The organism is Polynucleobacter sp. GWA2_45_21, assembly GCF_001830325.1.
Taxonomy (GTDB): Bacteria; Pseudomonadota; Gammaproteobacteria; order Burkholderiales; family Burkholderiaceae; genus Polynucleobacter.
Genome location: NZ_MHZG01000011.1, coordinates 96,068 through 120,474, shown reverse-complemented (window position 1 = coordinate 120,474; position 24,407 = coordinate 96,068). Strand labels below are relative to the sequence as shown.

The window sequence follows — 24,407 nt, the reverse complement described above, 5'->3', positions numbered from 1 at the left end:
TCCCTAGCGTTTTGCTGCCTTTTCTGCCGCTTCTAAGGTATTCATGAGGAGCATGGTGATCGTCATGGGGCCTACGCCACCAGGCACAGGTGTGATCCAGCCAGCAATATACTGGGCGGCATCAAAATCAACATCACCACAAAGCTTGCCATCAGGCATGCGATTGATGCCAACATCAATCACAACGGCACCATTCTTGACCATATCGCCCGTAATCATTTTGGGTTTGCCGGTGGCAACCACCAAGATGTCAGCATCCTTAGTGTGGTGCGCCAGGTCACGCGTTTTGCTATTGCAAATGGTGACAGTTGCACCTGCTTGCAGTAATAGCATCGCCATCGGCTTTCCAACGATATTGGAAGCGCCCACAATCACTGCGCGAGCACCGCGAATAGGGTATTCAATGCTCTCGAGGATCTTCATGCAGCCATAGGGGGTACAGGGCTTAAATTCAGGCTGGCCCACCATTAAGGCGCCAGCATTAGCCACATGAAAGCCATCCACATCTTTTTCTGGGGCAATTGCTTCTAGAACGCGTTCTGCTGCAATATGTTCTGGAAGGGGAAGTTGAACCAAAATACCGTGAATAGATGGGTCAGCATTCAGGGTAGCAATGCGAGCCAGCAATTCCTCTTCACCTAACTCGACTGAATAGCGCTCGAGCACAGAATGAAAGCCGACATCTTCACAAGCCTTTACTTTATTGCGGACATAAACCTGGCTTGCCGGATTTTCTCCAACAACAATTACTGCTAGGCCTGGTCTAACGCCTTTGGCGGTAACGATTGCGCCGCGGGCAGCAATTTCAGTACGTAGTTTTTTGGATAAGGCAACGCCGTCGAGTAGCTGTGCAGGCATAAGAAATTAATTAGGTTGTGGATCTGATAGTGCTAAGCGGAGTAAATCTGCAACGGTATTTACGTTGAGCTTTTCCATAATGTTGGCGCGGTGTGCTTCAACAGTTTTGATGGAAATACTCAGATCATCTGCAATCTGCTTATTCAAGCGGCCAGCCACAATGCGCTCGAGAACTTGGCGCTCACGACCAGTCAGTTTGCTTAAGAGGCTCTGAGTGATTTTGCGTTGACTTGCTTGAGAATAATCAACACGTGCTTTTGCAAGCATGCGATCAACCAAACCGCAGAGATCATTTTCTTTGAAGGGCTTTTCAATGAAATCAACTGCGCCACGCTTCATTGTTGAAACTGCCATCGACACATCACCATGACCAGTGATAAATGCAACGGGCATTGGTAGATTTTCACTAATTAAACGTTCTTGTAATTCAAGGCCTGACATGCCTGACATTCGAACATCTAAGATTGCGCAAGAGATCGTAGATTTGTCGGTGCTTTGAAGAGACTGTAAGAATCGTTCAGCGCTTGCATGACAGCGAACAACATACCCATTACTTTCTAGTAACCAGGTGAGGGAGTCGCGAACCGCCTCGTCGTCATCTACAACATAAACCACTTCAGCTTGGTTTGGTTTGGTAGTAGCACTGATATTCATATTAGCTCTCACAGATAAATCTAAAAATACATAAATTAACTATTTGCCATTGAGCCCGGAGACTCTAGAGGTAATAGTATTGTAAAGGTGCAGCCCGACAGCTTTGTATGTTCTGCATCCATCTGATTTTTTGCCCAAAGTCGGCCCTGATGGGACTCGATTACAGATCGGCAAATATTCAGACCCATGCCCATTCCATCGTTTTTAGTGCTAAAAAAGGGCTCAAACATCCGTTCAATAACGGATTCAGCGATTCCGGCACCTGTATCGGCTACTTGGATGCGTAGCATTGCAGGAAAGGTGCTGGTATCTAGGTCGGCCGAAATTTTGACTGGAGGGGCAGACCAGCGTGATGAGAGGGGGTAGACTTCCCTCATACTATCCAGTGAATTCTTAAGAAGGTTCACTAGGACCTGCAAAATTAAAACCGGATCCACATCCACTGGCGGGAGATTTTCGGCAATTTGAGTGGCAATGTTCATGCGGTGTCGATGTGCTTCGATCTCAACTAAGCCAACCGCATCATTAATAATTTCACTGATGTCGCAAGATTTTCGTTGCGGTTCGCTACGCTTCACAAAGCCTTTAATGCGCTGAATGATTGTTCCGGCTCTATGCGCTTGATCCGAAGCTTTTTCTAGTGCGGGAAGAATGTCTTTTTGTAGAGCAGGCTCAAGTTGTCCTTGCAGGCGTTTGGCTACACCCATACAGTAGTTTGAAATTGCAGCAAGCGGTTGGTTTAACTCATGCGCCAGAGAGGACGCCATTTCACCCATAGTAGTTAAGCGGCTAGAGAATTGCATGCGCTCTTCTTGTTGGCGCGCTAAATCCTCTGCCTCAATACGAATCGTGATATCTGTAGCAATCAATAGCTGTGCTAACTGTCCATCAACCCATGGCACAAATCGTCTGCGTACTTCATACCATTTTGAAGTTCCCGTTGATACATCGAGCAATTGAATTTCTTCTGACTCTGTTTCTTGATGCAAGGAGGTGGCCATACTGGCTTCAATAGGAGCTTGCAATACGTTTTGCTTAATATCGCCACCGGCTAAATCACGATGACCTTTAGCAGAGCTACCAAAACGTTCGCGATAGAAGCGATTTGCAAACAATAACTCACCCGTTTCATTAGAGACCACTGAAACTGATGCATCTAAACCTTCTAAAACAGTAATGAATCGTTCTTGTGACGCAGCTAATTCCTCGCGAATTTTCTTTGGCTCAGAAATATCAATTAATGAGGTGATCCAACCAGTTTGTTTGCCCTTTTCATCAATCAGTGGAGCAATGAATGTTCGGGTCTGGATGACTGAGCCGTTACGGTGGAGGATTGAGCCCTCGACCCCAATCTTCTTATCTTGATTCAAGGTCATCTGGAGAGCTTGATTCATTTTTTTGGTGAGCCCCTCCTTTTGATCCTCAGGCCAGAAGGCAAAAGGGGGGCTAAGTCCTATCAGCTCTTCCGCAGACCAACCAGTCATCTCGCAAAAAGCAGGGTTGACATAGGTGATCGCCCGATTCATATCATGTGCGCGAATTCCAACTGGCGTGGAATTTTCCATCGCACTACGAAAATTTGTCTCAGCCCGAAGATTCGCCTCTACTTCTTGTCTAACTTGCATCTGCTTTAAAACAGACCACAAACTCCAAATCACGAAGGCACTTAAACCCAGAACAACGCCAATCAACATCCTGAACGTTAAATTGGTTTCTGGAGGGTAGGTATCGATCCTGAGGCTAAGGTTTGGACTTAGGACGCCAATATCTAAGCTGGTTTGATTGCTAAATGCGCGTTTCGGCGTATTTTTATCAGATGAGATTGCCAAGACCTGATCATCACCTGTAATTAGAGTGAATCGATATTGGGCTTTGAGTTCCGCGGGGATCATTTCTAGTATCCCCTGGGTTGTATACAGAGCGGCAACCATGCCTTTAATTTCGTTACCAGAAAGTAGAGGCACTGTTTGCCAAAACACATTGCGAATTTCTTTGGAGATGACCTCGTCGCTTGGAACTTCAAGTGAGATGAAATTGCTAAACGCCGGCCTATTAGTGGCGGCGCTAAGCTCAAGCGTTCTCTGTAGCATCTTATTTATGACGTTCGCATTGTTTACTTTATTAAACCAATCGGTTTTTAAGTTGTGCGGAGGTACCTTCCATTCACTCTGGTATGTTTCATTAATCCAGGCAATTTTCGCAATCTCATGATTGTTTTGCAGAAGATTTTCTGCCTGAAGAAGCGCGTTATCTTTTAACTTTATGGAATCTCCGGCGCTGACATAATCCCGCCCAATGGATTGCAACACATCGGTATTGTTTGCAAAACGCAATTGAATGCGTTGCTTTGCAAAAGAGAGTTCTCTAAATAGTGCCGCTTCTTGCTGACTTTTTTCCTGGAGCTGAAGCGTGCCCATTATGACGCCCATCACCACGGTAAACAGCACAATCGCAATTAAAGGCGTGTAGACAAGCTTAAATCCCCGTATTCGACGGATCCATCTCACAGGCTTGAGTTGCCATATCGAAAATGCGATTTTTTTCATGTAATAGGGCTATTTTGCCTTACTAGCACCGCTTTCTCGCCCATTGTGGCCGCTCTGGCTTTTTGGATTGCGTTGCAACAAAATATCACATTGTGATAAATATTATCATTATGTGGAAAATTGCTTGTTTACACCCATGGACCTTCCTAGAATATTGCCTATAGAGTGAATAAATCAGACCGATGTGACTAATGGAGGCAGTTTATGGCAGCAGTTCCAGATCAAATTTTGGGTAGCGCAGGAAAGCAAGATGCGGATCCAGGTGAAACTCAAGAGTGGTTACAGGCCTTAGATGGCGTCATTCGTAATGAAGGTCCGGAACGTGCGGCCTATCTTATAGATCAGCAAATCTCTCATGCTCGAGTCAATGGAGTAAATCAACCATTCCATGCTGAAACTCCCTACATCAATACGATTCCGGTAGAGCAGCAAGCGCGCTTGCCTGGCGATCAAAATGTGGAGCATCGGATTCGTTCATATACTCGCTGGAATGCGATGGCCATGGTTCTTCGTGCAAACAAAGACACCAACGTTGGTGGCCATATTTCATCCTTCCAATCGGCCGCTACTTTATATGACGTTGGCTTTAATCATTTTTGGCATGCGCCATCTCCAGAGCATGGTGGTGACCTGATTTTTGTTCAGGGGCATTCAGCTCCTGGTGTTTACGCACGAGCTTATATGCTGGGCCGATTATCAGACGAGCAGTTGAATAACTTCCGTCAAGAAGTTGGCGGTAAGGGTATCTCCAGTTATCCGCATCCTTGGTTGATGCCTGATTTCTGGCAGTTCCCTACAGTCTCAATGGGCCTTGGCCCGATCATGGCTATTTATCAAGCACGCTTTATGCGCTACATGCAAGATCGCGGGTTTATCAAGGCAGAAGGTCGCAAAGTCTGGGCTTTCCTCGGTGACGGTGAAACGGATGAGCCAGAATCACTCGGCGCAATTGGTATGGCTGGCCGTGAAAAATTAGATAACCTGATTTTCGTTGTGAACTGTAACTTGCAACGCCTTGATGGTCCTGTACGTGGTAACGGCAAAATTATTCAAGAGCTCGAAAGTGAATTCCGTGGCGCTGGCTGGAATGTAATTAAAGTAGTTTGGGGTGGTCATTGGGATGCTCTGTTCGCACGCGATAAAAAAGGCATCTTGATGCAACGTCTTGGCGAAATCGTGGACGGCGAGTACCAAACCATGAAAGCGAAGAGTGGTGCCTATGTTCGTGAGATCGTATTCAATACTCCCGAATTAAAGTCGCTAGTGAGTGACTGGAGTGATGATGAGATTTGGCAGCTGAATCGTGGTGGTCATGATCCTCATAAAGTATTTGCAGCCTTTCATTCAGCCGTGAATCACAAAAATCAACCAACAGTTATCTTGGCTCACACCATTAAGGGTTACGGTATGGGTGGATCGGGTGAGGCGATGAATATTGCTCACCAAGCAAAGAAGATGAATGCCGATGATGTACGTCGTTTCCGTGATCGCTTTGAGATTCCGGTGAAGGATGAGCAATTGGATGAAATGCCTTTAGTCAAGTTTGCTGAAGGCAGTCCAGAGCTCGAGTACATGAAAGCTCGACGTCAAGAGTTGGGTGGCTACTTGCCACAGCGTCGTATGAAAGCAGAGAGCCTGCCTGTGCCTGCGCTGGATGTATTTGCGCCCTTACTAGAGGCGACATCAGAAGGTCGCGAGATTTCCACAACCATGGCTTTTGTTCGGATGCTCAATACGATTGTGCGCGACAAAGTTCTTGGCAAGCGTGTGGTTCCAATTGTTCCTGACGAGTCTCGTACCTTTGGTATGGAGGGCATGTTCCGCCAACTCGGCATTTGGAATCAACTAGGCCAGCTCTACACCCCAGAAGATCATGATCAATTGATGTTCTATAAAGAGGATAAGACTGGGCAGATCTTGCAAGAGGGTATTAATGAAGCGGGTGGTATGTGCGACTGGATCGCTGCTGCAACTTCATACTCGACTCATGGCGTGCCGATGTTGCCTTTCTACATCTTCTACTCGATGTTTGGTTTCCAGCGTATTGGTGACCTTTGTTGGGCTGCTGGCGATATGCGTAGCCGTGGGTTCTTATTGGGTGGCACTGCCGGTAGAACCACTTTGAATGGCGAAGGCCTTCAGCATGAAGACGGCCACAGCCAAGTATGGAGTGCTGCCATTCCAAACTGTATTAGCTATGACCCTTCATTCTCATTTGAAGTGGCGGTAGTTATTCAAGATGGTATGCGTCGCATGTTGGCCGAGCAAGAAGATGTCTATTACTACATCACCTTGATGAATGAGAACTATGCTCACCCAGCAATGCCAAAGGGTGCAGAACAAGACATTATTAAAGGCATGTACAAGCTCGACTCCGTTGGTGATGCCAATGCTAAATTGCGCGTTCAGCTTTTGGGTTCAGGCACGATTTTCCGTGAAGTGATTGAAGCTGCTGAGATCTTGCATAAAGATTGGGGTATCGCATCTGATCTGTGGGGTTGCCCAAGCTTTACCGAGTTAGGCCGTGATTGGAATGCAGTACATCGCAACAATCTATTAAACCCAACGGCAGCACCTTCTTTGTCTCACGTAGAGAAGTGCTTGAAAGATACTACTGGCCCAATTATTGCAGCTACTGACTATGTGCGTTTATTTGCGGAACAAATTCGTCCAGCAATTCAGCATATGGGTCGTCGCTTCGAAGTTTTGGGTACTGATGGCTTTGGTCGTTCAGACACACGAGAAAAGTTGCGCGACTTCTTTGAAGTAGATCGTCGCTGGGTTGTATTAACAGCATTACGTTCTTTGGTGGATGCTGGTCAACTTGATCGTCAAAAGCTAGCGGAAGCAATTAAGAAGTACGAAATCGATACCACCAAACCAAACCCAATGATGGTTTGATTAGAGACAGATACTATGAGCCAACTAATTGATATTAAAGTCCCGGATATTGGGGATTACAAAGATGTGCCTGTCATCGAGGTATTGGTGAAAGCCGGTGATCGTGTTGAGAAAGAGCAGTCTATTGTTGTCTTAGAATCCGATAAGGCAACCATGGATGTTCCATCATCACATTCTGGTGTGGTGAAAGAGGTCAAGGTTAAAGTGGGTGACTCCATTTCAGAAGGTGCCATTGTTCTGGTGCTTGAGGAAAGTGGTGCCGCAGCTGCTACCCCGACTCAAGCTGCTGCAGCCCCAGTGGCTGCAAAAGCTGAACCGATTGCTGCCCCAACTCCAAAAGTAGAGCCGCCGATTGTGCGTGCACCTGCACCACCACCTGTCATCAATACGCCAGTTGTAGTTGATCCCACTGCAAGTCACGCTAGTCCTTCCGTGCGTAAGTTTGCGCGTGAACTTGGTGTCACTGTTCATCAAGTTAAAGGATCTGGTCCAAAAGGCAGAATTACTCAGGAAGATGTACAGGCATTTGTTAAGGCCGCTATGAGTGGTGGAGCTGCAAGTTCATCAAATGCATCTGGTGGTAGCTTAGGTGGCCTGAATTTAATTCCTTGGCCTAAAGTGGATTTCTCTAAATTTGGAGAGACTGAGCGTCAGCCACTTAATCGTATTAAGAAATTGACTGCTGCGAACTTAGGTCGTAACTGGGTCATGATTCCTGCTGTGACTTATCACGAAGATGCTGATATTACCGATCTCGAAGCATTCCGAGTTCTGACGAATAAAGAGAATGAAAAGCAGGGTCTTAAAATCACGATGTTGGCTTTCTTGATGAAAGCTGCTGTTGCTGCGCTTAAGAAATTCCCTGAGTTCAATAGCTCTATTGATGGCGATGACTTGGTGTTGAAGAAATATTTCAATATTGCATTTGCCGCAGATACGCCAAATGGTTTAGTGGTACCAGTGATTCGTGATGCGGATAAAAAAGGTATCTTTGAGCTCGCTCGCGAAACTTCAGAGTTAGCTGCCCTAGCCCGAGATGGAAAACTCAAGCCAGAGCAAATGCAGGGCGCTAGTTTTACGATCTCTTCTTTAGGTGGAATTGGTGGTACGTATTTCTCACCGATCGTGAACGCACCGGAGGTGGCAATTTTAGGGGTAAGTAAAGCTGCTATGAAACCAGTGTGGGATGGTAAGCAATTTGTACCGCGCCTAATTTGCCCATTGTCCTTAAGCGCAGATCATCGCGTGATTGATGGCGCTTTGGCAACTCGTTTCAATGTCTATATCGCTCAGTTGATGTCCGACTTCCGTCGTGCAGCGCTATAAGGAGAAGATATGGCTAAGCAAATTATTCTCGTCCCAGATATTGGTGATTACTCAGACGTACCCGTAATTGAAGTGCTCATCAAAGTGGGCGATGTTATTGAAAAAGAACAGCCATTACTTGTGCTCGAGTCTGACAAGGCTACTATGGAAGTTCCGGCTGATGCTGCCGGCACTGTTCTAAGTATTTCCGTTAAGGCTGGCGACAAGGTTAGCAAGGGTAGTGCGGTTGCTGAGATTGAAGTAGGGGCTGCATCTGCGCCTCAGGCTTCTTCACCCTCAGCTAGTCCAACTCCGGCACCAGCCCCAGTAGCAGCGCCAGTCATTGCTGCTCCTATCGCCGGCCAATATAGCGGCAAAGTCGACCACGAGTGTGAAGTGCTCGTATTAGGTGCGGGTCCTGGCGGCTATAGCGCCGCATTCCGCAGCGCTGATTTGGGTATGAGCACTATTTTGGTGGAGCGCTATGCGACTTTAGGCGGCGTTTGCTTGAACGTGGGCTGTATTCCATCAAAAGCCTTGCTCCATACGACTGCAGTGATGGATGAAGTCAAGACGATGTCTAAGCATGGCATTAGCTATGGCGCCCCAAAAATTGAAATAGATCAACTGCGTGGCTACAAAGATTCTGTCATTGCCAAGTTAACTGGCGGATTGGCTGGCATGGCCAAAGCGCGCAAAGTGACTGTGGTGCGCGGATTAGGGCGCTTCTTAGATGCAAATCACGTTGAAGTAGAGTTAACGAAAGGTGATGGCCAGGATCTGGCCGGTCAAAAAGAAGTAGTGCGCTTTCAGAAGGCAATCATTGCAGCCGGAAGCCAGCCGGTAAAACTCCCGTTTTTGCCTGAAGATCCTCGTATTGTCGATAGCACCGGGGCCTTATTGCTCAAGAGCATTCCAAAACGCATGCTAGTCATTGGTGGCGGCATTATTGGTTTGGAAATGGCTACTGTCTATAGCACCTTAGGCTCTCGTATTGATATTGCCGAAATGATGGATGGCCTGATGGCCGGGGCTGATCGTGATTTAGAAAAGGTTTGGGAGAAATTTAATGCCGGCCGTTTTGAAAAGATCATGCTCAAGACTCGTGCATCTAAAGCTGAAGTGAAAGCCGATGGTATTCAGGTGAGCTTTGAGGGTGAGAACGCTCCGGCAGAGCCGCAGACTTACGACTTAGTATTGGTCGCAGTGGGCCGCACACCTAACGGTAAAAAGATTGATGCAGCGGCTGCAGGCGTCATCGTTGATGAGCGTGGCTTTATTCCGGTCGACAATCAAATGCGCACTAATGTAAATAATATTTTTGCTATTGGTGACATCGTTGGCCAACCTATGCTTGCCCATAAAGCCGTGCATGAGGGTCATGTTGCTGCCGAAGTAGCGGCTGGTGAAAAGTCTTATTTCGATGCCAAGCAAATTCCATCTGTTGCCTATACCGATCCAGAGGTGGCTTGGGCCGGCTTGACTGAAGAGCAATGTAAAGCTCAAGGAATTGCTTATGAGAAGGGCTTATTCCCATGGGCTGCCAGTGGCAGGGCGATTGCTAACGGTCGTGATGAAGGTTTCACGAAGCTTATTTTTGATGCTACAAGTAAGCGCATTATTGGCGGCGGTATTGTAGGCACCCATGCTGGCGACTTAATTGGCGAAGTCTGTCTTGCGATTGAGATGGGTGCTGATGCCGTTGATATCGGCAAAACCATTCATCCGCACCCAACTTTGGGTGAGTCTGTTGGCTTGGCTGCGGAAGCAGCTCATGGCCACTGTACCGATCTCCCGCCGGTTAAGAAGAGGTAACAGCGCATTATTTTGCAGTGCAATATAGCAATGCTTAGCACTGCGGTTTGCTCTGTGAGATCATCTACACCATGTCAAAGGTAATTCGTTTATTGCATGGTGAATTTGGAAGGGTGGCACTCCTAGAAATGGATGCCCCTCTTGTGACTCATGCGCACCATCACTGCCACATACTTTGCAAGGTGGCGGGCCCTGACATTGCATTTCAGGTAAGGGGTGCGCATTGTCCTTTGACGAGCGATAACGCTGTTTTAATTAATGCTTGGGAAGAGCACTCCTATTTACATTTGCCGGTAAATGGAGAGAGTCCCATACTGCTCGCCTTATACCTTGAGCCAAAGTGGCTTGCTTCCTTTAGTAAGAAATTCTTAGCCAGTAGTCACCCTCGTTTTTTCTCAAGTAATCTTTCGGCGATGAGCGCTATGCAAAAGCAGATTCTTGAGAAGATCTCAATGGAACTATGGTGGTCTGATCAAATTACCCATGACCATCTAGAGTCTCTGTTGTTAGACCTCACAGCCACTTTTATGGAAGATATTGGATATATATCTCAAGGTGACCTCCGCGCTGCGGGAAGTGCTTTAGCTTTCATGGACCCAAGAATTCGTAAGGCAATTCATTTGATGCGGACATCTCCGCAAGGCTTTAGCGATATCTCTACCATTGCTAAAAGCGTTGATTTATCGCGCTCTCACTTTTTTGATCTTTTCCGTCGCTGTACTGGCCTATCGCCAGTTGTTTTTGCAAACGTACTCAAGATGGAGTTTGCCTTCGATGCGCTTGCCAGTAACGAAGAAAGCCTCATCCACATTGGCGATGAGCTCGGTTTTTCTGCGCCTAGTCATTTCACCAGATTTTTTAAGCAGCATCAAGGCGTAGCACCAAGTCAGTATCGACTGCAGGTAGAAAAGACCTCCAAGCTCGATTCCTAGGGTTTTCCTGATATATAAAATCAGACTCTGGGGTAAGTGATCCGACTCTAAGGTAAGCGCACGCGGCAACAGTTCATTACTCTTCTTTCAGGTTTAGAAGTATTCCATTTTCTGAAAGACGGTATTGACTCAAACTTCGATCCATTTAGGTAGACCCCATGAGCGCGTAGAGGATGCTGCGCTTTTGACTGGTGCTGGCCGCTACCTCGATGATTTACCTTTACCGATTGGCACGCTTTACGCTGCCATCGTTCGTTCGCCCATTGCGCATGGAAAAATTCTATCGGTAGATATCCATGAGGCTTTGGAGATAGCCGGAGTGCGCGCTGTCTTGACAATCGAAGACGTACAGTCTTGGTCCAATCCATTGGTGGTTGCAGTTAAGACGCCAATGCGCCAATGGGTTTTGGCTGATCAATTTGTTCGTTATGTTGGTGAGCCCATTGCTGTTGTCATTGCTGAATCGAGGGCCTTGGCTGAGGATGGTGCTGAAAAAGTTCAAGTAAATATACAGCCGCTCCCAGCCGTGGTCGATGTAGATGCGGCCTTAATGGATGACGCGGTAATTTTGCATGCGGATATGGGTAGTAATTGCGTCTCGGACCGCTCATTTCATTATGGGGATCCAGATAAAGCCTTTTCACAGGCCAATCATGTAATTGAGGTTGATATTCGCTATCCTCGTAACTCATGCACTCCGATGGAGACGGGCGGGGTGATTGCGCAGTGGCGCGCTAGTGATTCCTCTTATGAGGTGAGCTCAAATTTTATGGGGCCATTTTCACTTCACGTAGTGATGGCTGCCGCATTAAAAATTCCAGGAACAAAATTACGCCATCATGTGCCTCCTGATTCAGGGGGTAGCTTTGGAGTGAAGCAATCGGTTTTACCTTACATTATTCTCTCCTGTCTGGCCTCTCGAAAAGCGGGTGCTCCTGTTAAATTTATTGAGGATCGTTTAGAGCATTTGCAGGCTGCCACCTCTGCAACGGCACGTCATACCCATTTACGGGCGGCAGTTGATTCTGATGGAAAGATTCTCGCTCTAGATTACGACCAAATTGAAGATTGCGGTGCATATCTTAGAGCTCCTGAGCCGGCAACACTATACCGAATGCACGGTTGCGTTACTGGCCCATATCAGATTGAGAATGTAAAAATTCGTAATCGAGTGGTATTGATTAACAAAACCCCCACTGGACTGGTGCGGGGCTTTGGAGGTCCTCAGGTGTATTTTGCACTAGAGCGACTAGTTCATCAGATTGCTAAACGGCTTGGCAAATCCCACCTAGAGATTGCGGCACTCAATTACGTAGAGAAAAATCAGTTTCCATATCAAGCTGCTGCAGGGGCATTGCTCGACTCAGGAGACTATCAACAAGCGCTTGCTACCGTAAAGTCTTCGCCTGAATATCAAAGATTAATAGCGCGTCGCGATGAGGCAAGAAAAAATGGTCGTCACTATGGCATCGGTGTTGCATCCATTGTTGAACCATCCGTATCCAATATGGGATATATCACCACCGTATTGACTCCAGAGCAAAGGGCAAAATCCGGACCTAAAAATGGGGCAATTACATCGGCGACAGTCAGTGTTGATCCATCAGGCAATGTCGCCGCCAATATTGCATCTGCACCCGCTGGTCAAGGCCACCAAACTGTAATTGCCCAACTTTTAGCCGATGTTTTTGGTCTTACTCCTGCGCAAATACAGGTCAACGTGGATTTTGATACCGCCAAGGATGCATGGTCGATTGCGGCAGGGAATTACTCCAGTCGTTTTGCTGGCGCGGTAGCAGGGACGGTATTTTTGGCGGCTGAAAAATTAAAAGCACGTATAGCCGCTTATGCTGCCCATGTCCTTAAAGTCAATGCAGATCAATTGCTGTTTGCGAATGGCCACATATCCTTCGTAGGTCAAAGCGAAGGGTCGATACCGTTTTCAAGAGTCTGCGGAAATTTCCATTGGTCGCCAGGCCTTGTTCAAGAGGCCCTTGGTAAAGACGTTACTCTAGCGTTACAAGAAACCTCATTCTGGAGTCCCGATGTACTTCATGCTCCAGATGGAAATGACCGTATTAATACATCTGCCGCATACGGATTTGCGCTTGATGTTTGTGGTATTGAAATTGACCCTGATACCTGCTTTGCTAAGGTTGATGAGTACATCACCGTTCATGATGCTGGAAAAATTCTTAATCCATTGCTTGCGGATGGTCAGATATATGGCGCGTATTCGCAAGCGGTAGGTGCGGCCTTATTCGAGGAGTTTGTATACGGTAGTGATGGTAATTTCTTATCGGGTACTTTTGCTGACTATCGTTTACCAACAGCAAGTGAGATTATTCCTCCAAAAATTTACCATCAAGAGTCCCCAAGCCCCTTTACTCCAATGGGGGCAAAGGGAATTGGCGAGGGTAACAGCATGAGTACTCCGGTATGTATTGCCAATGCAATTGCTGATGCTCTTGGGGTCGAAGATATTGTCCTGCCCGCAACGCCAAGTCGAATTCATGCGCTACTCGTATCTCAAGGTAAGTTAATAAAAGATATTGAGCCCACAACATCATCCGCATTGAAGGTCAACCATGACTACCCACTTAGGGCGCAGGGCCAGATTAGATTAAAGGTTGTCCCAGAAGAAATTTTTGCTGTTCTCTTGGATCAAAATCGTTTGAAGAATGTCATTCCTGGTTGTGAGTCTATTAAAGAGTCATCCATTCAGAATGGAATTCGATTTGATTGTGTAGCCGTTGTCAGAATTGGTGTTGCAAAAGCACGCTTTAACGCAAAAATTGATTTGACCGATATCGTAAGACCCACTAGCTTTTCATTGGGAGGCGAGGGAAGGGGTCCCTTAGGCATGGCCCTTGGAATGGGTGGTGTGCGCCTAGAGGCGATCGATGGTGAAACACTGTTGCATTATGACTATCAAGCCCAAGTCTCCGGAAAGTTATCTGCAATTGGTAGTCGTTTATTAGAAGGCGCAATTCGCTTGGTTCTAGATCAGTTATTTCGCGCCTTGGCTAAAGAAGCTGGAGCCCAAGGCGGGCAGAATGCATTGATGAGCTTATTCACTCAACTCTTATCTGTATTGGGGTTAAAAAAGTGAAATCAGCCGCCTTTCAAATGCATCGACCAAGTTCGATAAGAGAAATTTTGGATTTATTAGAGTTGCATGGTGAGGATGCCCGCATTCTAGCCGGCGGTCAAACTTTGGTACCCATGTTGGCTATGCGTGTTGCTAGCCCTGCCCATTTAATTGATTTATCTCTTACTCAAGAGTTGCATCAATTTAATGTAACGAAAGGGTCCCTGCGTGTTGGAGCGGGTGTAACTCAGTCGACACTAGAGGGGTGGGATCTACTAGCAATCACGCAGCCATTATTAAAGATGATGTTTCCATGGGTGGCGCACTCCCCAATTCGTAATCGTGGCACTGTATGTGGATCTATCGCGCATGCTGATCCAAGCGCTGAGATGGTTTTAGCGCTCATGACTCTCGGCGGATCTGTCACGCTTGCCTGTAAAAAGCGGGAACGAAGAGTTAAGGCTGCCGATTTCTTTCTTGGCGCTCTTCAGACTAGTCGTGAGTCGAATGAGTTGATTGTATCTGTTGAATTTCCGATTCAATCAGCAGGGACAGGTTTTGGTTTTGCTGAATATGGCTATAGGCATGGTGATTTCGCTGTTGTAGCGGTAGCCGTAGTCAGAAATGGTAAATCCTGGACGATTGGATTTGGTGGTGTGGATGATACCGTCAAAGTATCCCGTATCGAAGCTAGTTCGCTGGCTGAAGTTAATGAACATATTAATAAATTAGCCAGCACAATTGAAGTGCGCGAAGATCCTACCGCTACTTCAGGTTTGAGGAGGCATCTGATGCGCTCTATGGGGGCTCGAGCAGCAAAACAAGCATTTGAATTTGAGGGCGAATACCAATCATGACAGAGCAATCGATTCACTTAACCATCAATGGTATCGAGAGAGCGGCAAAGTGTGAGGACCGCACCGCATTACTTGATTTCGTGCGTCACGATCTTGGATTGACGGGCACTCATGCAGGCTGTGAGCACGGTGTGTGTGGCGCATGCACGGTTGAGGTAAATGGCCAAATTGTGCGCTCATGTTTGATGTTCGCTTGCCAGGCAAATGGAGCAAGCGTTAAAACTGTTGAAGGCATTGCACAGGCTGGTGAATTATCGGATTTGCAGGCTGCCTTTAAAAAGCATCATGCCTTGCAGTGCGGATTTTGCACCCCCGGTTTTTTAATGGCGGCAGAGGATCTGCTCCAAAAAAATACCTCCCCCTCGGATTCAGAGGTGAGAGAGGGTTTATCTGGGAACTTATGTCGATGTACCGGTTATGTTGGCATCGTTGAGGCTGTTCTAGAAGTTGCCGAACAAAGAAGAAATGCGATTGGAGATACCCATGCTTGATTTAGGCAGGACATTTTTACAGGCTGTTGAGCGTGAGCCTGATCGGCTGGCCATCGTGGATGGTGATCGTAGGTTAACTTACCGTGAATGGGCTAATTGTATTGGTGCGCTGCAGAAGTCTTTCTATAAAAGAGGACTCACTCGCGGTGATCGCATATTAACTATTTTGCAAAATCGTTACGAAGCGGCAACCATTCATTGGGCTTGTCAGATGTCCGGCATCGCTGTGGTTCCTCTTAACTGGCGTTCAAAGCCTGAAGAAATTGACTATTGCGCTCAAAATTCTGATGTAAAGCTCGCTTTTGTGGAGGAAATTTCGCTACAAAATTACCTGGACTCCGAGACTAGCAAATCAATCCCCGTTGTTCTATGTACGGATACAGCCTCTTCAAGTACTCACGTCTATTTTGATAGCTTGATGGAGGAGGTCGGCGAACCTACCCCTGATGGGCATGTTGAAGATATCTCTGTGATGCTATTTACCTCGGGAACTACAGGCAAGCCAAAAGGGGTTCCTCGGAAGCAACGAGCAGAGCGGGCGGCTGGAGTCGCCCATGTCGCTCAAAATCAATATGCCATGGGTGAGGTCACTCTTGGTGTGATGCCGCTCTACCATACGATGGGAGTTCGCACATTGCTTTCACTTTGCATAGTGAATGGAACTTATGTTGCTGTTCCACGCTGGGATGTTGAAAAAGCGATCGATTCAATTGAGGCAGAAAAGGTCACGCATTTATACCTCGTTCCCACTCTGTATCACGATATGCTGGAATCAAAAAATTTCAGTCCATCGCGCGTCTCCTCCGTTAGAAAACTTGGCTTCGCTGGTGCTCCGATGCATGACGCACTTTTATTGAAATTAGATAAAGCATTTTCTCCTGAATTATTTGTGAATCACTATGGATCTAGTGAGATCTACACCTATACGATTAACCAAAGTGCTGTTGCTAAGCCTGGCTCGACAGGCAGGGCCGGCATTAACGCGCGTATTCGCGTCGTGAAACTAGATGCAGGTTCTCAAGTGACTGCTCCAACGGATTTGGCTACCCCAAATGAAGAGGGTCAAATTATTTGCGATCTATGTGGGGATGAAGCCTTCGAAGGATATTGGAAGCGCCCTGATGCAGATCAGAAATCGATACGGAATGGATGGTATTTCACGGGGGATACCGGTTATTTCGATGAGTCTGGCGAGCTTTTTGTTACGGGGCGAGTCGATGACATGATTATTTCTGGTGGAGAAAATATCTCTCCGGTAGAAATCGAATCCATACTTTCTTTGCATCCCTCGGTGAGCGAGGTTGCTGTGGCAGGCCTCAAGGATGATCGCCTGGGACAAAAGGTAGTTGCATTTATTAAGACTGCTGCATCAGTTGATTCAAAATCGCTAGACGATTATTGCCGAGGTTCTGACTTGGTGAATTTTAAGCGCCCAAGAGAATATATATTTGTAAAAGAAATTCCCAAATCGCCCGTGGGAAAAGTATTGCGACGTAAATTAGTGGCCGGCGAATATGAAAGTGTTTAATTTTTACTAGAAAGACCTTATGACAACAGCTTTAAAACACCCCTTTAGCAATATTCTGGATAATCTCGATGGCTTTTATGTTGAGATTGATGCTGACCATGAAAGGGCTGATATTGTTCTCAAGCGCCCGCCATTTAACGTCATCCAAATGCCACAAAGAGATCAGTTGCGTGCGACATTTGAAGCTTTGGATGCCGATGATCGTGTGCGAATCATTGTGTTGCGAGCCGAAGGTGAGCATTTCTCAAGCGGTGGCGACATTAAGGGATTCTTGGAGGCTACACCAGAGCACGTCTCTAAATTAGCTTGGAATATTGCTGCTCCTGCGCGCTGTACGAAGCCAGTGATTGCAGCTAATCATGGCTATTGCTTTGGCGTCGGCTTTGAGATTTCGCTTGCATGCGATTTCCGGATTGCTGCCGAATCTACTTTGTATGCACTCCCAGAGCAAAAACTAGGTCAAATTCCAGGCTCTGGTGGTTCCGCACGCTTGCAGAAAATGGTTGGCATTACCAGAACTAAAGATATCGTGATGCGTTCTCGAAGGATTAAGGGTCAGCAGGCTTACGAGTGGGGGGTTGCAACAGAGTGTGTCCCTGATGCTGAGTTGGCGCAGGCCGTCTCAAAGTTAGTTGACGAGTTGAGAGCCTTCTCGCCAATGGCCCAAAGAATCGCTAAGAAAATGTTGAATGAGACTGAAGATTGTTTGTTAACAACAGCAATTGAAGTGGAGGGTCATTGTTATAGCCGTTTGCGTAACTCTGAAGATTTTAAAGAAGGGGTAGAAGCTTTCCACGGAAAGCGTCAACCCAAATTTGTTGGTCGTTAATTTTTCACTGGAGACATGAATGATGCAAAATGAATTTAAAGCTAAAAAAATTGCTATTGCTGCAGCCCTAAGTTTTGGTATGTCAATTGCGATGGCCCAGTCTGGCCCAATCAAAATTGGCGTAGTAACTCCACTTTCCGGGACATATACCCCAATTGGTGAGCAAGTCAAAATGGGTTTAGATTTGGCAGCCAAGGAGATTAATGCTGCGGGTGGTATTAATGGCCGAAAAATTAACCTTATCTATGAAGATGAAGAGGCTAATCCCGCTGTCGCGACTCAAAAAGCTGAAAAGCTGTTTCAAGTTGAAAAGGTGGATTTTTTAACTGGTACTGTCAATTCTGGATCAACACTGGCTGTTGGTCAGCTGGCAGAGCGCAACAATAAACTGATTGCCACTACAGTTTCTTTTGCTGACTCAATTACGGGTGATAAGTGCTCTCCTAACGTATTTCGAGTTAACGCACGCGCAGGTATGCAATCTGCAGCTTTGGCGGCTTGGGTTGATAAAGAGATTCCAAAAGCTAATATTTTCTTCATCGGGCCTGATTATGAAATGGGTCGCAGTACCGTAGCTGCATTTAAGAAGGCTTCAACTGAAAAGGGAGCTAAAGATGTTGGTGAGGTATTTGCGCCATTGGATAACAAAGACTATTCACCATATTTTGGACAAGTTCGCGCCGCTAAGCCTAATGTTATCTATACTTCAGTAGCTGGTAACGATACTGTCCGTCTATTTAGTCAGATGGAAGAATACGGTGTTAATAAGGGCGTTACCGTTGTGGGCGCTTCGGGCACTGTTACTTCCCAAAATATGGGAGCGATTGGTAAGTCGGCTAACGGCTTTGTTACTGGTGTTGGTTATTCTCCAAAATTGGATAACCCGGCTAATAAGAAATTTGTTGCTGACTTCCAGAAGGCCTATAACAAACTGCCTGATCTCTACGGCGCTGATTCTTATGGTTTGCTGTACTTCTATAAGGCAGCTGTTGAAAAAGCAAAATCTACTGAGACCGATAAGGTGCGTACTGCTATGAATGATTTAACTTGGCAGACTCCACAAGGCGCAAAGAAGATGCGTGCTGGAGACCATCAAGCTATGCAGGATATGTTTGCTGTACGCGTTGAGAATGGTGAATTCAATATTGTTGGAAAAGTGGCATCTGATCAGGCAATTGGTCCTGATGCTTGCACACGCTTCTAATTTATTTGCGTATCAACCCCATGCTTGAGATGAAGCTTGAGCATGGGGGTTTATAAGTATTTGATTTTAAATATGCGATTGGTTTTCTATGCTTGAAGCCTTACAGTACATCTACACGCCACAAGTGATTAATGGTCTTTCGATAGGTGTGGCCGTCATATTAATGGCCCTCGGTTTGACCATCATTTTTGGTTTGCTTGACGTGATCAATATGTCTCATGGTGAGTTTTACGCTGCCGGAGCATTTATTAGTGTGACTCTGATGGCGATGGGAATTTCCTTTTGGTTGTGTCTACTTTTAGTTCCTTTGCTATTAATTCCCATTGGGTTTGCCATGGAAAGGCTCTTAATCCAAAAAGTATTTCATTACAAAGATCGTCATATTCTGACGCTCTTGTTGACGTTTGGCGTTGCAATGGTGCTGGAAGATGCCTATAAGATTATTTGGGGAGCAAACCCAATTAAGCCATCTGCGCCGATTTCTGGGGCTAGTGAGTTTCTTGGGGTGATGTTTCCAAACTATCGCCTATTTCTGATGGGATTTGGTGCGATATTAATTTTTTGTGTTTGGGCTGTGATTTATAAAACCCAAATCGGAGCGATTGTGAGGGCGGCTGCTTACGATAAAGAGATGAGTTCATCTCTAGGTATTCCGGTAATGAGGGTCTATGCACTCACATTTGCATTTGGAATTGCGCTAGCTGGCCTAGCTGGGGTTTTGCTTGCGCCGATTTATTCTGTTTTCCCAACGATGGGCCGAGATTTTATTTTGATGGCATTTAGCGTGGTGATTGTGGGTGGTCTCGGAAGTATTAAGGGTGCTGTCGTTGCTGGCCTTCTATTAACTCAACTGCAATCGATCTCCTCACTGTTTATTTCACCAGTTTGGTCGGACCCTTTGGTTTTTTCTGTCATGGTCTTGGTGCTCATGTTTAAACCCGCCGGATTGTATGGGGGGATGAAAAATGCTTAATACGAAAGCGCGCGCTATTCGACTGGTGGAGTTAGTGCTGCTTGGTTCGGCTGCAGCTTTATTTATTGTTGGTACTTATCTTGGCGATACTTTCTTCCTAAGACTGGCTACAGAGTCACTCATCTTTGGTGGACTAGCACTCTCTGTTGATCTATTGCTGGGCGTTGTAGGACTTCTATCTCTGGGACAGGCGCTGTATTTTGGATTTGGTGCTTATTTATCCGCACTGATACTGAAAGAGCTCGCATCTTCATTCGCTCTAGCAATTTTAATTGTGACTATCGCCTCGGCCATCTTAGGCTGGGTGGCTAGCTTCATTGCATTAAGGTCAAAAGGAGTGTACTTCGCATTGATTACCTTTGGCTTGGCGCAAGTAGCGGCAAAGGTTGTGTACAACACGCGCAGCCTTGGGGCATCTGACGGCATGATGGGGGTTCCCATTCTCCAAATTTGGACTCCTTTTGGTCTGATTGATACGTCTCATCCAGGTATATTTTTCCTGATTTGTTTATTAACGATTTCTATCTTGTATGGCATCTTGAAATATTTCCTATCAACACCAACAGGCTCACTTTGGCTGGCTATTCAGTCTAATGAGAATAGGCTTGCCTATATTGGGTATAAATCAAAAGGGCCAAAACAAGTTGCATTTATCTTGGCCGCAGTAGTTGCCGCTGTATCTGGCGCTCTTTATCCTATGCTCAGAGGTTTTGTTTCTCCCGAACTAATGTTCTTTAGCGTCTCGGGAAATGCCGTTGTTACTGTTGTACTTGGTGGTGTAGGCACATTGATTGGACCTATTTTAGGAAGCGTCTTGCTCACCTCCTTTAAGTCTGTCATTGGCACCTGGACTTCCCACCACCATATTGTGATTGGACTTATTTTTGTGGCTATTGTTATTTCAGCGCCTAAGGGCTTGATTGGTTTAATTGTGACCCGTATGAATAAAGTCGATGCTAAAAAAGAAGAGGGAAAGCATGAATAACGCGCATTCCATCATTCTTGAAGCAAAAGGTCTAAGCAAACGATTCGGAGGCTTAATTGCTGTGGATGAGGTTTCCATAGCCGTTCAGAAACTCGGTGTCACTTCAATTATTGGTCCGAATGGGGCGGGTAAAAGCACACTCTTTAATTTATTGAGCGGAACCTTTCTTCCAGATAATGGCGCTGTTCATATTGATGGCGTAGATGTAACCCGTCTTAGCCCAGAGGGTCGGTTATTCTGTGGAATGGCTAGGTCTTTTCAGATCACCAATTTATTTTTTGATTTGACGGTGATGGACAATTTGAGAATTGCCAGTCAGGTTCTTGAGCCACGTTCACACTTATATTTACCTTTAGGAAAAAGCGAAATTGCTCTCAAAAGGGCAAATGAGCTTCTTGAAGAATTTGGTTTAGAGGAGTCACGTGATCAGCTGGCAGGTGCTTTATCCCATGGTCAGCAAAGGCGTCTTGAAATTGCCGTTACTTTAGCCACCAAACCAAAATTACTGTTATTGGATGAGCCTACCCAAGGGATGTCTCAGGTGGATACCCATGAAACCGCGGATTTGATAAAACGTGTTGGCCTTAATACAACCGTGTTGTTGATTGAGCATGATGTTGATCTTGTAATGGATCTGTCTAAAACAGTGTTTGTCATGGCTCAGGGGCGAAAATTGGCTGAGGGTACTCCCGCTGAAGTTCGTAAAAATCCCTTAGTTCAGGCCGCCTATTTTGGCGAGGAGCTCGCATGATTCTGCAGATGAAAGATGTCCATGTAAACCTGGGACTCTCCCATGTATTGCAAGGCGTTAATTTGACCATTCAAGCTGGTGAAACAGTAGGCCTTTTTGGTAGAAATGGTGTCGGTAAAACTACTATTGTTAAAACGATAGCAGGCTGGCATAAGCCCTCAAAAGGTGAAATTGTTTTTGATGGAGCCAAAATTGATTTACTTCCAGCAAATGAAATTACCCGTCTTGGTTTAGGTTTGGTACCCGAGGATCGCCGTATTTTTCCTGGTTTAAGTGTCGAAGACAATCTGAAGCTTGGATTAATGCAGGTTCCTTCAAGTGGCCGTGATGCGGCTAAGGAGCGTATTGAGCAAGTTTTTGAACGCTTTCCTAGGCTAGGTGAGAGGCGTCATCAAGCTGGTACGACGCTTTCTGGCGGCGAGCAACAGATGTTGGCGATGGGTCGCGTTTTAGTTGGTAAGCCAAAATTACTCTTAATTGACGAGCCTACAGAGGGTCTCGCGCCTATGGTGGTTGTCGAGATCTTCAAATTAATGGAGGAGCTCAAGTCACAAGGCATCGCTATCTTATTGATAGAGCAAAACATTCATAAGGCTATTCATTTATGCGATAGACATTATGTAGTTGAGCGAGGTCAAGTTGTGCTTGAAGGTAATTCAAAGAATGAAAACGAACGTGAAAATTTAATTAAAAAAGTCAGTGTATAACTGAAGGAGATAGCATGAAAATCAATCTAAAGCTCGGTATTCTGTCATTAATGTGTGGGATGATTTTTTCATCTGTGAGCGGTGTTTACGCCCAAAGCGCAGATTCCTATCCCGATAAGCCAATTACGATTGTTGTCCCGTATCCTCCAGGTGGCTTTAACGACACACTGGGTCGCATTGTAGGAAAAAAACTCAGTGATGCTTGGGGAAAGACAGTTTTAGTTGAGAACAAACCAGGGGCTGGAACGGTTATTGGCAGTAATTTTGTTGCCAAGTCTGCTCCAGATGGCTATACGATTTTGGTTGCGCAGTTTCCATTTGCAGCCAACCCCTATTTATATAAGTCGCTGCCATATGACACGCTAAAGGCCTTTGTTCCAGTCATTTTGGCCGGTAGGTCCCCGATGGTCTTGGTTGTCAATTCCAACTCTCCGATTAAAACAACTGGTGATTTACTAGCTTTAGCTAAAGCAAAGCCAGGCTCGGTCAATTATGGGTCTTCAGGGCCGGGATCTTCCAACCATTTATCAATGGTGTTATTCGAGAGTATGTCTGGTACAAGTCTTACTCAGGTGCCTTATAAAGGCAGCACACCATTACTCACTGACTTGGCTGGAGGGCAAGTAGAGGTTGCTTTTGATGCATATCCCCATGTACGCCCATTCCTCCAGTCTGGAAAAATTAGACCTATTGCCATTGCTACTGAATCTAGATCTTCGTTAATGCCAGAAGTTCCTACGATTAATGAGTCTGGCGTTAAAGGTTATGAGGCATCCTCTTGGCATGGATTTGTTGTTCCAGCTGGAACACCTCCTGCAGTTGTGGATAAGTTAAATAAACAAATAAATTTAATCTTGAAGCAGGAAGACATCAAAAAAACATTTCAGGAGCAGGGCGTTGTTCCTGATGGTGGAACTAGCGCACAATTTGAAATCTTTATTAAGAAGCAAATGGAAATCTGGAAAAAGGTTGTTGCTCAATCAGGCATTACACCAGAGTAACTTGCTATTGGTTTGAAGGCCATTACTTTGCATGGGTTTCAATTGATAATCGCGTGCATATTTCTATGAAGCTTGCGACGGCTGCATTGAGCGGTCGTCGCGGGTGTGATACGCAGGATATCTGGCGAGTGAGGGTGGGAGAATGAATGCTATTAATCAACCATTTCGCTCTATTAACCCCCTTCAAGGCAAGTTGCGGTAATAACGTTACGTAATCGCTGATTTCTACCAATTGCATAATTGCATTGATTGAGTCAATCTCATGAACTGGGGATAACTCTAGATTTTCTGAAGAGGTAATGCTGTCCAAAATCTTCCGTAAGCCGTGCTGCTTAGTCGGCAATACCATCTTTAAGCCTAATACTTTTTTGAGTGTTAAATTTTCCTTGTCAATGTTCGCTTTTGCCCCACTGACGAGTACTATTTCTTCATCTAGCATGAGATCGTTTCGTAATGTCAATCTGGTTCGTGGTCTATTAATGATTGCGGCTTCAAGCTGTCCGCCGGCGACTAGATCGCATAATGCCTCGCTAAATCCCTCTGTGATGGAAAGACTCACTCTAGGGTGTTTTGCTGTGAATTCATTCACCACTTTTGCCAATATGCTCTCGGCAATGGATGAAATAACGCCAATTCGAATATTCCCCGATAGTTCGGCATGGGAGTTGATCACCTGATTTTTCGAGCGTTCAAACTCTTCTAGGAGCGGTTGAAATAACTGATACATTCTTCGTCCCGCAGGGGTGGGATGCATACCTTGGGAGCTTCTTGTGAACAATAATTCACCAATGGATCCTTCGAGGTTCTTAATTTGTGTGCTCAGGGCGGGTTGAACAATGTTTAATCTGTTTGCCGCACGGGTGACAGTACCTTCTTCGTATAGGCAGGCGAAGTACTGTATTTGCTTAAATTCCATTGCGTTTTATCCATCATTTTAAGTGATGGGTAGTATAAATAAGTATTAATTGATTTGATACCA

Annotated in this window: 19 protein-coding genes; 15 read left to right on the top strand and 4 right to left on the bottom strand. The window is 45.8% G+C overall.

Features of this window, described 5'->3' with window-relative positions; translation table 11 throughout:
* Positions 1–3: 3 nt before the first annotated feature.
* The 3 genes from folD to A2X74_RS08750 are packed head-to-tail and all read right to left on the bottom strand — an operon-like array spanning position 4 to position 4,058.
* On the bottom strand, positions 4–858 hold the full coding sequence (gene folD / locus A2X74_RS08760; RefSeq protein ID WP_293626892.1) for a bifunctional methylenetetrahydrofolate dehydrogenase/methenyltetrahydrofolate cyclohydrolase FolD: 855 nt from the start codon (positions 856–858) through the stop codon (positions 4–6).
* Between the two features lie 6 nt (positions 859–864).
* Positions 865–1,512, bottom strand: coding sequence for a response regulator (locus tag A2X74_RS08755; RefSeq protein ID WP_293626894.1), 648 nt, complete (start codon positions 1,510–1,512; stop codon positions 865–867).
* 35 nt (positions 1,513–1,547) lie between these two features.
* Positions 1,548–4,058, bottom strand: coding sequence for a PAS domain S-box protein (locus tag A2X74_RS08750; protein ID WP_293626896.1), 2,511 nt, complete (start codon positions 4,056–4,058; stop codon positions 1,548–1,550).
* 204 nt (positions 4,059–4,262) lie between these two features.
* On the opposite strand from A2X74_RS08750, the gene aceE reads away from it, so the two are divergent.
* From aceE to A2X74_RS08675, 15 genes are all read left to right on the top strand, one after another.
* The gene (aceE, locus tag A2X74_RS08745; protein ID WP_293626898.1) at positions 4,263–6,959 is read left to right on the top strand and encodes a pyruvate dehydrogenase (acetyl-transferring), homodimeric type; all 2,697 of its coding nucleotides are present in this window, start codon (positions 4,263–4,265) and stop codon (positions 6,957–6,959) included.
* A 15-nt stretch (positions 6,960–6,974) separates the two neighbouring features.
* Positions 6,975–8,285 (top strand): dihydrolipoyllysine-residue acetyltransferase, encoded by a 1,311-nt coding sequence (aceF, locus tag A2X74_RS08740; protein ID WP_293626900.1) that lies wholly within the window; start codon positions 6,975–6,977, stop codon positions 8,283–8,285.
* 9 nt (positions 8,286–8,294) lie between these two features.
* Positions 8,295–10,079, top strand: coding sequence for a dihydrolipoyl dehydrogenase (lpdA, locus tag A2X74_RS08735; protein ID WP_293626902.1), 1,785 nt, complete (start codon positions 8,295–8,297; stop codon positions 10,077–10,079).
* Between the two features lie 71 nt (positions 10,080–10,150).
* Complete coding sequence (locus tag A2X74_RS08730; RefSeq protein WP_293626904.1) at positions 10,151–11,011, top strand: AraC family transcriptional regulator; 861 nt, start codon at positions 10,151–10,153, stop codon at positions 11,009–11,011.
* A 124-nt stretch (positions 11,012–11,135) separates the two neighbouring features.
* The gene (locus A2X74_RS08725; protein ID WP_293626906.1) at positions 11,136–14,123 is read left to right on the top strand and encodes a molybdopterin cofactor-binding domain-containing protein; all 2,988 of its coding nucleotides are present in this window, start codon (positions 11,136–11,138) and stop codon (positions 14,121–14,123) included.
* Entirely contained in the window at positions 14,120–14,959 is an 840-nt protein-coding gene (locus A2X74_RS08720; RefSeq protein ID WP_299765322.1) for an FAD binding domain-containing protein, read from the top strand. Before A2X74_RS08725 ends, A2X74_RS08720 begins: the two co-directional genes overlap by 4 nt.
* Entirely contained in the window at positions 14,956–15,450 is a 495-nt protein-coding gene (locus tag A2X74_RS08715; protein WP_293626908.1) for a (2Fe-2S)-binding protein, read from the top strand. The genes A2X74_RS08720 and A2X74_RS08715 overlap by 4 nt, the downstream gene beginning before the upstream one ends.
* The gene (locus A2X74_RS08710) at positions 15,443–16,978 is read left to right on the top strand and encodes an AMP-binding protein (protein ID WP_293626910.1); all 1,536 of its coding nucleotides are present in this window, start codon (positions 15,443–15,445) and stop codon (positions 16,976–16,978) included. Before A2X74_RS08715 ends, A2X74_RS08710 begins: the two co-directional genes overlap by 8 nt.
* Before the next feature lie 19 nt (positions 16,979–16,997).
* Positions 16,998–17,807, top strand: a complete 810-nt coding sequence (locus tag A2X74_RS08705) for an enoyl-CoA hydratase/isomerase family protein (RefSeq protein WP_293626912.1) — start codon at positions 16,998–17,000, stop codon at positions 17,805–17,807.
* Between the two features lie 19 nt (positions 17,808–17,826).
* Positions 17,827–19,011: an ABC transporter substrate-binding protein gene (locus A2X74_RS08700; RefSeq protein WP_293626914.1), complete on the top strand. Its 1,185-nt coding sequence runs from the start codon at positions 17,827–17,829 to the stop codon at positions 19,009–19,011.
* Between the two features lie 88 nt (positions 19,012–19,099).
* Positions 19,100–19,984, top strand: a complete 885-nt coding sequence (locus tag A2X74_RS08695; RefSeq protein WP_293626916.1) for a branched-chain amino acid ABC transporter permease — start codon at positions 19,100–19,102, stop codon at positions 19,982–19,984.
* Entirely contained in the window at positions 19,977–20,969 is a 993-nt protein-coding gene (locus A2X74_RS08690) for a branched-chain amino acid ABC transporter permease (RefSeq protein ID WP_293626918.1), read from the top strand. The genes A2X74_RS08695 and A2X74_RS08690 overlap by 8 nt, the downstream gene beginning before the upstream one ends.
* A complete protein-coding gene (locus A2X74_RS08685) occupies positions 20,962–21,720 on the top strand; it encodes an ABC transporter ATP-binding protein (protein ID WP_293626920.1) in 759 nt (252 codons plus the stop codon). Before A2X74_RS08690 ends, A2X74_RS08685 begins: the two co-directional genes overlap by 8 nt.
* Positions 21,717–22,427, top strand: a complete 711-nt coding sequence (locus A2X74_RS08680) for an ABC transporter ATP-binding protein (RefSeq protein ID WP_293626922.1) — start codon at positions 21,717–21,719, stop codon at positions 22,425–22,427. Before A2X74_RS08685 ends, A2X74_RS08680 begins: the two co-directional genes overlap by 4 nt.
* A gap of 14 nt (positions 22,428–22,441) precedes the next feature.
* Entirely contained in the window at positions 22,442–23,428 is a 987-nt protein-coding gene (locus A2X74_RS08675) for a tripartite tricarboxylate transporter substrate binding protein (RefSeq protein ID WP_293626924.1), read from the top strand.
* Between the two features lie 22 nt (positions 23,429–23,450).
* On the opposite strand, the gene A2X74_RS08670 is transcribed toward A2X74_RS08675, so the two are convergent.
* Positions 23,451–24,344, bottom strand: coding sequence for a LysR family transcriptional regulator (locus tag A2X74_RS08670; protein WP_293626926.1), 894 nt, complete (start codon positions 24,342–24,344; stop codon positions 23,451–23,453).
* Positions 24,345–24,407: the final 63 nt, after the last annotated feature.

Bases quoted from the DNA above. Each gene is read 5' to 3' on its own strand.
- A2X74_RS08685 (WP_293626920.1), top strand. From the start codon at position 20,962: ATGAATAACGCGCATTCCATCATTCTTGAAGCAAAAGGTCTAAGCAAA.
- A2X74_RS08705 (WP_293626912.1), top strand. From the start codon at position 16,998: ATGACAACAGCTTTAAAACACCCCTTTAGCAATATTCTGGATAATCTC.
- A2X74_RS08700 (WP_293626914.1), top strand. From the start codon at position 17,827: ATGATGCAAAATGAATTTAAAGCTAAAAAAATTGCTATTGCTGCAGCC.
- A2X74_RS08730 (WP_293626904.1), top strand. From the start codon at position 10,151: ATGTCAAAGGTAATTCGTTTATTGCATGGTGAATTTGGAAGGGTGGCA.
- A2X74_RS08710 (WP_293626910.1), top strand. From the start codon at position 15,443: ATGCTTGATTTAGGCAGGACATTTTTACAGGCTGTTGAGCGTGAGCCT.
- A2X74_RS08715 (WP_293626908.1), top strand. From the start codon at position 14,956: ATGACAGAGCAATCGATTCACTTAACCATCAATGGTATCGAGAGAGCG.
- A2X74_RS08670 (WP_293626926.1), bottom strand. From the start codon at position 24,344: ATGGAATTTAAGCAAATACAGTACTTCGCCTGCCTATACGAAGAAGGT.
- aceF (WP_293626900.1), top strand. From the start codon at position 6,975: ATGAGCCAACTAATTGATATTAAAGTCCCGGATATTGGGGATTACAAA.
- lpdA (WP_293626902.1), top strand. From the start codon at position 8,295: ATGGCTAAGCAAATTATTCTCGTCCCAGATATTGGTGATTACTCAGAC.
- A2X74_RS08680 (WP_293626922.1), top strand. From the start codon at position 21,717: ATGATTCTGCAGATGAAAGATGTCCATGTAAACCTGGGACTCTCCCAT.
- A2X74_RS08750 (WP_293626896.1), bottom strand. From the start codon at position 4,058: ATGAAAAAAATCGCATTTTCGATATGGCAACTCAAGCCTGTGAGATGG.
- folD (WP_293626892.1), bottom strand. From the start codon at position 858: ATGCCTGCACAGCTACTCGACGGCGTTGCCTTATCCAAAAAACTACGT.
- A2X74_RS08695 (WP_293626916.1), top strand. From the start codon at position 19,100: ATGCTTGAAGCCTTACAGTACATCTACACGCCACAAGTGATTAATGGT.
- A2X74_RS08755 (WP_293626894.1), bottom strand. From the start codon at position 1,512: ATGAATATCAGTGCTACTACCAAACCAAACCAAGCTGAAGTGGTTTAT.
- A2X74_RS08675 (WP_293626924.1), top strand. From the start codon at position 22,442: ATGAAAATCAATCTAAAGCTCGGTATTCTGTCATTAATGTGTGGGATG.
- A2X74_RS08690 (WP_293626918.1), top strand. From the start codon at position 19,977: ATGCTTAATACGAAAGCGCGCGCTATTCGACTGGTGGAGTTAGTGCTG.
- aceE (WP_293626898.1), top strand. From the start codon at position 4,263: ATGGCAGCAGTTCCAGATCAAATTTTGGGTAGCGCAGGAAAGCAAGAT.